The sequence below is a fragment of the Methanobrevibacter sp. genome (assembly GCF_045577275.1).
Lineage (GTDB): Archaea > Methanobacteriota > Methanobacteria > Methanobacteriales > Methanobacteriaceae > Methanobrevibacter.
Genome location: NZ_JAZNIB010000314.1, coordinates 1 through 10,500, shown reverse-complemented (window position 1 = coordinate 10,500; position 10,500 = coordinate 1). Strand labels below are relative to the sequence as shown.

General features: G+C 33.5%; 8 protein-coding genes. All 8 read left to right on the top strand.

The features are described 5' to 3' along the window. The first annotated feature begins 141 nt into the window (after positions 1–141). Positions 142–1,086, top strand: a complete 945-nt coding sequence (gene cfbA, locus ACKI67_RS08980) for a sirohydrochlorin nickelochelatase (RefSeq protein WP_407463195.1) — start codon at positions 142–144, stop codon at positions 1,084–1,086. Between the two features lie 317 nt (positions 1,087–1,403). Further along, complete coding sequence (locus tag ACKI67_RS08975) at positions 1,404–2,978, top strand: hypothetical protein (protein WP_407463194.1); 1,575 nt, start codon at positions 1,404–1,406, stop codon at positions 2,976–2,978. Between the two features lie 368 nt (positions 2,979–3,346). Continuing rightward, entirely contained in the window at positions 3,347–4,390 is a 1,044-nt protein-coding gene (locus ACKI67_RS08970; protein ID WP_407463193.1) for a hypothetical protein, read from the top strand. A 175-nt stretch (positions 4,391–4,565) separates the two neighbouring features. After that, positions 4,566–5,312: a hypothetical protein gene (locus ACKI67_RS08965; RefSeq protein WP_407463192.1), complete on the top strand. Its 747-nt coding sequence runs from the start codon at positions 4,566–4,568 to the stop codon at positions 5,310–5,312. Positions 5,313–5,521: 209 nt separating this feature from the next. Then, complete coding sequence (locus tag ACKI67_RS08960) at positions 5,522–5,986, top strand: nucleoside deaminase (protein WP_407463191.1); 465 nt, start codon at positions 5,522–5,524, stop codon at positions 5,984–5,986. Positions 5,987–6,042: 56 nt separating this feature from the next. Further along, entirely contained in the window at positions 6,043–6,504 is a 462-nt protein-coding gene (locus ACKI67_RS08955) for a GNAT family N-acetyltransferase (protein ID WP_407463190.1), read from the top strand. 219 nt (positions 6,505–6,723) lie between these two features. Next, positions 6,724–9,156 carry a peptidoglycan-binding protein gene (locus ACKI67_RS08950; RefSeq protein ID WP_407463189.1) on the top strand — a complete coding sequence of 811 codons (2,433 nt, stop codon included), beginning with the start codon at positions 6,724–6,726 and terminating at the stop codon, positions 9,154–9,156. Between the two features lie 219 nt (positions 9,157–9,375). Further along, the coding region (locus tag ACKI67_RS08945) for a thiamine-phosphate kinase (RefSeq protein ID WP_407463188.1) at positions 9,376–10,500 on the top strand (1,125 nt) is incomplete at its 3' end.

Sequence of the window (10,500 nt, the reverse complement as noted above, 5' to 3'; positions counted from 1 at the left end):
TTATTAACTATAAATCTATAATTTATAGTATAAGATAATTTAAGAAAAATTCACAAGGACTTTTCAATTTTTATGATTATTTATTAAATTTTTCTAATCATAAAATATGAAATAAATTGATAATATTTATATGTGATTATTATGAGTTATGAAGATACAGCTGTATTGTTATTAAGTCATGGGAGTACTCTACCCTATGCAGAAGAAGTGTTTAAAGATATATGCGCAAAGTTTAAGGCAAATACAGAATTTGATGCTGAAGTAGGTTATATGAAAGTGGCTAAGCCAAACTTGCCACAGGCAATAGAAATTTTAAAAGAGCGTAATCCAGGTTTAAAACGTATCATTGCAACTCCAGTGTTCTTGGCTGCTGGAATTCACACTAACATTGACATACCAATCATTCTTGGTCTTGAACCTAAAGAGGTGGACCCAAGACAGCCTGACGGAAACTATCCTGAAGGACATTACTTATACGGCCTTGAAGAGGTTGATTTCGATGGAGACATTGATCTTCTTGGTCCTATAGGCCCTAATCCTAAGCTTTTGGATATAATAAACAAAAAGATATCCTCTGCACTAGAAGATTCCGAACTTGACGCTGAAGCAAAGACAGGCATACTCCTAGTTGTTCACGGAAGCAGATTGAATTACAGCAAGGAATTCATTACAGACCTGTTCGGACAGTTTGAAGCTCAATGCGATTATCCATGTGACTTTGGATTCATGGAACTTGTGGAACCTAACATTCCAACTTCAATAAACAAGCTTGTAAGTGAAAACGAAGTGGACAGACTTGTTGTAGTGCCTGTATTCATTGCACCTGGTGCACACACCACAAGAGACATTCCAACAATATTAGGCCTTATTGAAGACGATGGTCATGGACATCATCACCATCACCATCACGACCATGATCATGAACATTCACATGACCACGGCCACAGTCACGGACATCATCACCATCATCATGGACATGATGACGTGAAGATGGAATTTGAAGGGGAAATATTATACCCAGATCCAATCTGTGACGATGACATATTGATTGAAATCTTGAAAGACATGGTTAATGATGCTCTTTAATTGAAGAGTCTTAAACCATTTTCTATCTTTTTTATAATTTTTTTAATTATTTTTCTATTTTCATCTATTTTTTTAAGTTATTTTTTATCAAATATTTTTAAGCTATTTATACTTTTTTTTCAATTTTATCTAATTTTTCTTTTTAAAACAAAATTTAAGAGCAATCTATCATTTATTTTATTAATAAAAAATAATCATTCATTTAATTTAAATTTAAAGTGCAAGCAATTACTTGCATTCGCAAATCTTTATATATTCTCCTCCCATATATAATATTGTTTCAAACTATTTTTAAGATATTTTTGGGAGTGAATATAATGAAAAACTTAAGATACAAAATTGCTTGTGTATTTATTATTCTTATCTTTTGCTTAGCACCTTTAGGAGCTATTGATTTAGATAATAATACTAAATATACCAATCAAGATGACAATGGAAGTGACATTTCAATCGATGATGTAAATGTTACTGTAGATGATGACGATCAAAGCAAAGAAACAGACACTGAAAAAGCTGTAAATGATAATTCTACTGACAATGAAACAAATGATTTAAAAACTGAATATGAACCTCTTGAAGTTCATGTCAATGACGTCTACGTAGGAGATCCTGCTGTTGTTGAGGTTCATACTGACAAATCCATTCATAGTGTATTGGTGGCTTGGGAAGACCAATGGACATATATAGAGGTCCATGATGGATATGCTACCATGAACATTGACGGTTTGGACTGCGGCAATTATTTTGTAGATGTTTATAGCGATAAGAGCAGTCAATTGAAGTCAGCTGGATTCACTGTAATGCCTATTCGCGATCCTAATTTGAGTGTTGAAGTCAAGGACATTTTAGGTGGGGAAAATGCGATTGCAGAAGTTCACACACATGATGAGTATACCGGAGAGGTTACCCTTACATTGGATGGCTCTGAAACCAAAACCGTTAAGATAGAAAACGGCTATGGAAAAGTAGTTTTCGATTCATTATTAAAGCCTGGAAATCACAATGTTGTAGCTAGCGCCTCTGCCTGCCACACCTTCAATGAAAGTGAAAAGAAAACATCATTTTCAGTAAGCAAAACACCTTTTTTAGATGTAGAGGTTTCTGAGACTTTTGCAAATGATCCAATAAATATAAAGGTAAACACAGCCAAGGATCTCAACGGCTTTTGCATGTGGGAAATATATAATGGAGGATATAGTGACTATTGTTTAGGACTAATAGAAAATGGGACTTATGTTGGTACATTTCCTCGCACCTTCCCAGCTGGAAACTATACTATGCGTGTTCAAGCTATAGACGGATATTATGAGATAGCCGAAAAAGAATTTGATTTCACTATAAAGAAAAAAGGTAAGGATGACCCAAATTTAAGCATTGAAGCCAAGGACATCGATGCAGGTGAAAAAGTAGTGGCTGAAGTCCACGCTGATAAGGGATTCACTGGAAATGCAACCGTTAATTTGGAAAACGAGACCAAAACCATAAATATTAAAGACGGATATGCAAAAGTGAGCTTTGATGATGAGTTAATGCCGGGAGAGCATAAGCTTCAACTAAGTTCTCAAGAAACCGACATATACAAGGCAAGTCAAATAACAGGCACATCTAAGGTAAGAGGTACCCTAGCTTTAGACGTTCAATATAGGAATATAACTCAAGGGGAGAGATTGGAGTTGAATTTAAGCGCCACTCAACATTACAATGGTTTCGTATTGTGTACTGCAGGTTACTGTTCACTTGAATTCGGCTATTTTAAGAATGGACACTATAGCTGCATATTTGATAATGATAACATACCAGCAGGAGATCATCCTTTGACTGTACTTGCTTTCCCAGACGGCCCATATGAGCAAACTTATAAAGAGTACACATTCAATGTCATTAAGGCATAAATCATGAATGACTTTTAAAGTTATTTTGCTTAAAATCATTTCATATGCTTTTGAGCAATTCTTTTTTTATTAATTTTTTTTATTTTAACCAATTATTATAACTCTTTTTTTATTTTTTATATTTTAACCAATTATTATAATCTTTTATTATAGCTATTTTTTTTACTTTTGCTCGTATTCCTATCATTTATTCTATTTTTTTCAAATTAAAATCATTCATCATTTTTTATAAGTAATGCAAGCAAGCAAGTGCTTACTTTCGGAAATAAATATATATAGGGCTTAACAACCTTTTTATTAGAAAAGAATATTCTAGGTATGAAAATGCCTCTTTATTTTTTAATAAATGAAATTTGTGAAGGGATTTTATGAGACAGCTATTTTTTAAATATGCTTGTGTATTTATTATTCTTATCTTTTGCTTAGCTCCTTTAGGCGCTATTGATTTAGATAATAATACTAAATATATCAATCAACATGATAATGAAAAGGGCGTTGCACAGTTTGATGATAATCTTAGCCCAGTCAATCAAAGCGGATGCAATGTCAGTGAAAAGACTATAGGAAATAATACTGAAAATCTAAGTGCATATCCTGATGATTCTGATGAGGAATTTGAACCTATAGTAATTAGCGTTGAAGACATTTATGAAGGAGAAGAAGCCTTTATTGAGGTTCGTACAGCTGATTTCATTAATGATGGCGTATGGATCTGTACCTACGGTAATTACAATTGGGTATGGATGGAAAACGGTTATGCCTGCACTACCATCAAAGGCTTAAGACCAGGAACTTACACCGTCAATGTTTATGTTCAGAGTTCTCCAGCACAGAATACAACACAATTTAAAGTAAAGTCAAGAATCTCTCCTGTTTCAAGTGTTGAAGTTAAAGATATTTTGGCAGGTCAAAGGGCTGTAGCTGAAGTCCATACAGACAAGTCATACACAGGAGAAGTAGATCTTGCATTAGATAACTCAACTGAGACCAAAACCATAAAGATAGAAAACGGTTATGGAAAAGCGACCTTTGATGAGGACTTATGGCCTGGAAATCACAACGTTGAAGCAAGCTCTCCTGAAAGCCGTGAATTTAAGGCTAGCACAAAATCAACTACATTTAAAGTGGAAAAGCAATGTGCTTTGGATGTGCAGGTTGATGACATATATCAAGGTGATCCTTTAGTTGTGAAGGTCAACACAACCAAAAATTATAATGGATCTGCTTATCTCACTGTAGATGATGATTATTCAGTGAAGGAATATGCAAAAAACGGCTGTTTCACTCATACACTCAATAGTGATAATTTAACACCAGGTACTCATGAAGTGTATGTGATTCTTGAGGGAAATAGCTTTTTTGATGTTTGGAAAAGTTACAAAATAATAAAATTCAATGTTAAGGAAAAATGATTAGGAGTATAAAATCAGTTTTATTGATGTTTTGGAAAATGGAATATTGATTATAAATAGTTCTATTTCGTTTAGGAAATGGAATATTGATTATTAATAGTTCTATTTGATTTGGGAAAAGAAAATTGATTATTAAAATTATTTAATTAAAATTAAAAAAATTTAGGTGATAACAATGAAAATATTCGACATTAAAGTTATGAGTCTTATTATTATCCTTATTTTTTGCTTAAGTCCTTTATCAGCTATTGACTTAAATGGAAACAATTCCACAGCAATTGATGATGATAATAATAACACTGATTTAGCAATTGAAGATGCAAATTTAAATGGCACAAAAGACATTAAAGTAAGTGAAGTCAAAGATGATAAAGAGAATGAACCGATTGACCCTGAATTAAGCGTTTATGTTCCAGATGTTGATCCAGCTGAAGAGACATTAATTGAAGTCAAATCAAACAATAAATACGCAGGATGGGTGGAAGTTAAAGTGGATGGAGTTAAGATTTCAACTTTCTATTTAAGCCGCGGATATGCAAATGTACTTATATATGATGAATTATTGCCTGGAGAACATACTGTTGAAGCGATTTCTCAAGGTAATGATGACTTTTTGGATAGTGAAGCGAATACAACATTCAAAGTAAGCAATACACCTAAAATATATGCGTTCGTCAATGACGTTACAGGTGATGAGATTCTAAATGTAGGTATCAGAACAGCTGAGCAATATAACGGTTTAGTGGCTGTTGTTTTAGAGGATGGTACAACACAGTATGGATATGCAAAGAAGGGTAGATTTTCATGCCAATTCAATCATACCGAATGCTTCACAGACGGATTCCATGATGTGAAGATAATTGTAATCGGGGATGATGTATTTTCCAGATCTGAAATTCACAAAACATTCCATGTAAACTAAAATGAAATATTTTTCATTTTTCTTTTTCTTTTTTTATTTATCAATTTTATTCAGTTATTTTTTATTGTAGAGATTTTATTTTTAATTTTATTTTAATCATTATTTTTATTCAGTAAAATTATTATGATTCTTTTTTTAAATATAATATTAAAACTAAAAAAACACTTGAAATCAATATTAATTTTTATAAAAATCATTAGAGGTATCTTATGCATCAAAAGTTTATGGAGGAAGCCATTAAGGAGGCCGAAATATCACTTTCTGAAGGTGGCGTTCCTATTGGAGCGGTGATTGTAAAGGATGATGAAATAATATCCAGAGGCCATAATAGGCTTATTCAAAAGGATTCTGTAATCCTTCATGCTGAAATGGATGCAATTGAAAATGCAAATGGACTAAGCTATGAGGACTATAGGAAATGCACTCTTTACACAACATTGTCACCATGTCCAATGTGTTCCGGAGCGGTCTTACTTTACAATATTCCAAAGGTTGTAATCGGAGACAACACCACCTTGATGGGTGCTGAAAAGCTATTGAATGACAATGATGTTGAAGTGATTGTTCTAAATGACGATAGATGCAGAGAGCTCTTCGAAAGATTTGTTAAGGAAAATCCTGGAGTATGGGAGAAGGAACTGGCTAAAGTGGGAAACACTACAGAGCTAAAGTAAACATAAAAACAGCTATATTATAGATAATCTTATAAAAATAATTTTAAGGTGATAAGATGGAAACTGTCCTGACAAATGAAAAGGATGAAAGATTCATCCAACTTTCCAATGAATTGAATGAGGAATACTATAGAAATATTGGAGATGCATCCTTAAAATATCTTGATTATAACCAATTGGAAGATCCCCATGTAGTATTGCTGGTTCTTAATTGGGGAAATCCTATAGCTTGTGCCAGCTATCGTCTTTTTGACAAGGATTCAGTGGAAATAAGAAGAGTTTATGTTAAAAGGAGATATAGGAACAAGGGAATAGCCTATAAACTTGTCAAATCCTTGGAAAAGTTAGCTATGGAAGATAACTTCAAATATTCCTATATTACAACAGGAACTGAAAATGCTGCAGCAATAGCTCTATATGAGAAGTTAGGATATGAGGAAACCGATAATTTCGGAATCTTTGAAAACGATGACATTTGCCTTTGCATGAAAAAGGAGTTTAAGACCTTGATTTTCTAACTTATTTTTTTTATTCATCAACCAATCACTTAAACTTATTATTTTTATTAAATTACTTCATTTATTCTCCAGAAACTTCTTAAACTAATTATTTTTATTAAATAACCTCATCTATTCTTCTATTTCTAATTTTAATGCAAGTAAGTGCTTGCTTTCGAAAATATATATATGTAAAGGCCTTATATAAATTATTTCGTAATAAACACAGAAGTGATTATTATGAAAAATTTCGGTTTAAAGATTGCTTGTGTATTTATTATTCTTATGTATTGTTTAGCGCCTTTAAGTGCGCTCGATTTAAACCAAGATGATAATAATAAATATATCGAGCATGACACAGGAGACAGCAGCATCGACACTAAAGATGTGGATGTTGCTGATGAGCAAAATGATGGACACGACAAGAATCTAGATGATGCTGATGGTGTTGACAGTAAGGATGTAGACACTGGCAGTTCTGACGTAAATAATGAGGATGTTAAAAAGGCTGCTGAAGATAAGAACTTGGAAATGGATAGAGGACTTAGCCCTCAATTAAGCATTAAAGTCAATGATGTTAATGTTGGTGAAAAGGCTACCGCAGAAATCCATGCAGTACATTCCTTCAGTGGTACTGTACTTGTTTACTTGAAAGGTTCACCTATACCATATGCCGTTTCAGTCAAGAACGGTTATGGAAAAGTGACATTCAAGGAATCTTTGCCTGCTGGTACTTACACTGCTACAGCTAAATATTGTGGTGGTTTAATATACAAAGCAGACCAAAGTTCCACCAGCTTTAAAGTAAGCAAATTCGATCCTAATTTAAGCATTAAAGTTGCTGACGTCAATGTTGGTGAAAAGGCTACTGCTGAAATCAGTGCTGATGAATCATTTAGTGGTACTGTTTATGTTTATTTAAAAGGTTCTCCTTTGGTACATAGTGTTTATGTTAAGAACGGTTATGGAAAAGTTACTTTCAGCAAAGCTTTGCCTGCTGGTGTATACACTGCTACAGTGAAATATGCTGGTAGCTGCAAATATGAAGCTGACCAAAGTTCCACTAGCTTTAAGGTAGGCAAATTCGATCCTAATTTAAGCATTAAGGTTGCTGACGTTCATGTTGGTGAAAAGGCTACTGCTGAAATCAGTGCTGATCATTCATTTAGTGGTACTGTTTATGTTTATTTAAAAGGTTCTCTCAACCCATATGCTGTTTATGTACATAACGGTTATGGAAAAGTTACTTTCAACAAAGCTTTGCCTGCTGGTACTTACACTGCTACAGTGAAATATGCTGGTGACTGCAAATATGAAGCAGATCAAAGTTCCACAACCTTCAATGTAAACAAATTTGACCCTAATTTAAGCATTAATGTTGATAATATCAATGTTGGTGAAAAAGCGACTGTAGAAATTAGCGCTGATAAGGCATTCACAGGTTATGTAGATGTTTCCTTCCACGGAGATCTTATGCCACACAAGGTATTTGTCGAAAATGGATTTGCTAAAGCTACAATAGATGAAGATTTGGATGCTGGTGTATACACTGCTTCAGTGAAATATGCTGGTGACAAGAGATTCAATCCAGGTGAAGCTTCAACAAGCTTTACTGTAAAAGCAGATCCTAACTTATCCATTAAAGTTGATGACATTACCGAAGGTCAGAAGGCAGTTGTGGTTGTTACTGCTAATGAAACCGTGAATGGTGAAGCTAATATTAAATTGAACCATTCCAACGCTGTTTATCCTATAAACATCGAAAATGGTTATGCTACTGTCACCATCGATGATGATTTAGCTCCTGGTGATTATCTTGCTACCGTTACCTACTTCGGTGACGATACTTTCAAGGCAGGAGAAAGTTCCACTACATTCAATGTAAAGGAAAAAGCATTGATTGACCCTAAATTGAACATTAAGGTCAAAAACATCGCTTATGGAGACAAAGCAACTGTCACTGTAACTACCGATGCTGGATTCACTGGTAATGTCGGCGTTAAGATTGGAACCAAAAACTATAATGTAAAAGTAGTGAATGGAAAAGGTACTGCAAGCGTTGCAGGACTTAAGGTAGGAACCTACACTGCAAAAGCAACCTTCAAACAGACCGACGTATACAAGGCAAGTACCAAAACCACTAAATTTACAGTTAAAAAGGTTACTCCAAAAATAACTGCTAAATCTAAAACCTTTAAGTATTACCAAAAAACCAAAAGCTATTCCGTTACCTTAAAGGACAACAAAGGAAAAGCAATGAAAGGTCAAAAGGTCACTTTAAAGGTCAATGGTAAAACATACAGTGCAAAAACCAATGCTAAAGGTGTCGCAACTTTCAAAATTACCAAATTAAACAAAGTTGGCAAGAACAATGCAGTTATCACCTATGCTGGTGACAAGACTTACAACAAAGTAAGCAAAAAAGTCAAGATAACTGTTAAGTTCGATACTATTTCAGCAAAAACCAAAAACAGGCTCTTAGTCAAAGAACTTCAAAGAGCTTTAAAAAGAAACCATTTCTATATAACTTATCGTGGTCACAACTTATTGATTGACGGATGGTATTATATCTACACAAAATGGGCTGTTAAAAAGTATCAAAAAGCTAAAGGTTTAAAGGTAACTGGTAAAGTTGACTATCTAACTGCTCTAAAACTTAAATTATTTCAATAAAGAGTTTTAATTATATAAACTCTTTTCTTTTTTTATTTTTTTGAATTGTTTAATCTATATTTTTTATTAGCTATTTTTAGGATTTTTTATTGATTTGTTTAATCTATTTTTAATTAGCTATTTTACGATTTTTATAATGCTTATTCTTTCTATTTGAATATTTTTTAAAAATTATTATCATAAAACATTTTTTATACTATATAAAACAAATATTCCCATATGAAATCAAGCCAAATGAAAGTCTCTGACATTGGTGAAAAGCAACTTATAGAAAGGATTATAGAAAAATCAAGAATATGCTCAATTCATAATCCATCTGACTTTACTGATTTTGACAACAAGACATCAATCGGAGACGATTCTGCACTTACAAACATTAATCTAAATGAAAATAGTTATTTGGTCTCATCATCTGACATGCTGATACAGTCAAGCCATTTTCCACAGGACATGACTTATTTTCAAATGGGATACAAGTCAGTTGTAGTCAATGTAAGCGATCTTGCAAGCATGGGTGCAGACAATATTGGCTTTCTATTGAACATTGCCATTCCTAAGGACATGCTCTTAGACGATTTTGATGATTTGATATGCGGTGTAATCAGGGCCTGTGACGATTATCATATTCCTCTCATAGGAGGGGATACAAACCAAGCCAATGAAATAATCCTTTCAGGAACAGCTATTGGACAGGTGGATAAGGATAAGGCATTGATGAAATATGGATTCAAAGAAGGAGATTTGGTCTGCATAAGCGGAGAGCTTGGCCTTGCAGCACTTGGATTCGAACTCCTGAACATGAAACAGCTACTCAAAAACAACTTGTTTGAAATGGTAGACCTTGAAGATAAAATCAACAGGGCCTATGAAATTGATTCAAGCCTATGTGACATGGCTCTTTTCAAGGCATTGAAGCCGGAAGCGAAGTATATTGAAGGCCATATTTTAAGGAATCTCAACACTAATCAAAACAGAATCACTGCAACAGACATTACAGACGGCCTTGCCAGCGAGTTCTATGAAATATTGAATTCAGATAAGAGACAATGCCAATTTAAGAATAATGATAATGAAAACAATGATTCAAATCCATATTCAAAAGGAATTAGAATCTATGAAAACAAGCTGCCTATAGAAGATGAATTCAAGGAAATAGCTAATGCCTTAGGACTCAATTATCTTGACTTGTTCCTCCATGTAGGAGAGGATTTTGAATTTTTATTTACAATAAACAAGGAATTGAAAGATCAATTGGAAAATGAATTGAACTTTTATGTAATAGGTGAAATTACAGAAAAAAATACAGTTGAAATAGTACTCTCAAATGGCACAATTGAAAAAATA

Excerpts from the sequence above, each read along its gene's own strand:
- ACKI67_RS08955 (WP_407463190.1), top strand. The coding sequence starts at position 6,043 with ATGGAAACTGTCCTGACAAATGAAAAGGATGAAAGATTCATCCAACTT.
- ACKI67_RS08950 (WP_407463189.1), top strand. The coding sequence starts at position 6,724 with ATGAAAAATTTCGGTTTAAAGATTGCTTGTGTATTTATTATTCTTATG.
- ACKI67_RS08970 (WP_407463193.1), top strand. The coding sequence starts at position 3,347 with ATGAGACAGCTATTTTTTAAATATGCTTGTGTATTTATTATTCTTATC.
- cfbA (WP_407463195.1), top strand. The coding sequence starts at position 142 with ATGAGTTATGAAGATACAGCTGTATTGTTATTAAGTCATGGGAGTACT.
- ACKI67_RS08960 (WP_407463191.1), top strand. The coding sequence starts at position 5,522 with ATGCATCAAAAGTTTATGGAGGAAGCCATTAAGGAGGCCGAAATATCA.
- ACKI67_RS08975 (WP_407463194.1), top strand. The coding sequence starts at position 1,404 with ATGAAAAACTTAAGATACAAAATTGCTTGTGTATTTATTATTCTTATC.
- ACKI67_RS08965 (WP_407463192.1), top strand. The coding sequence starts at position 4,566 with ATGAAAATATTCGACATTAAAGTTATGAGTCTTATTATTATCCTTATT.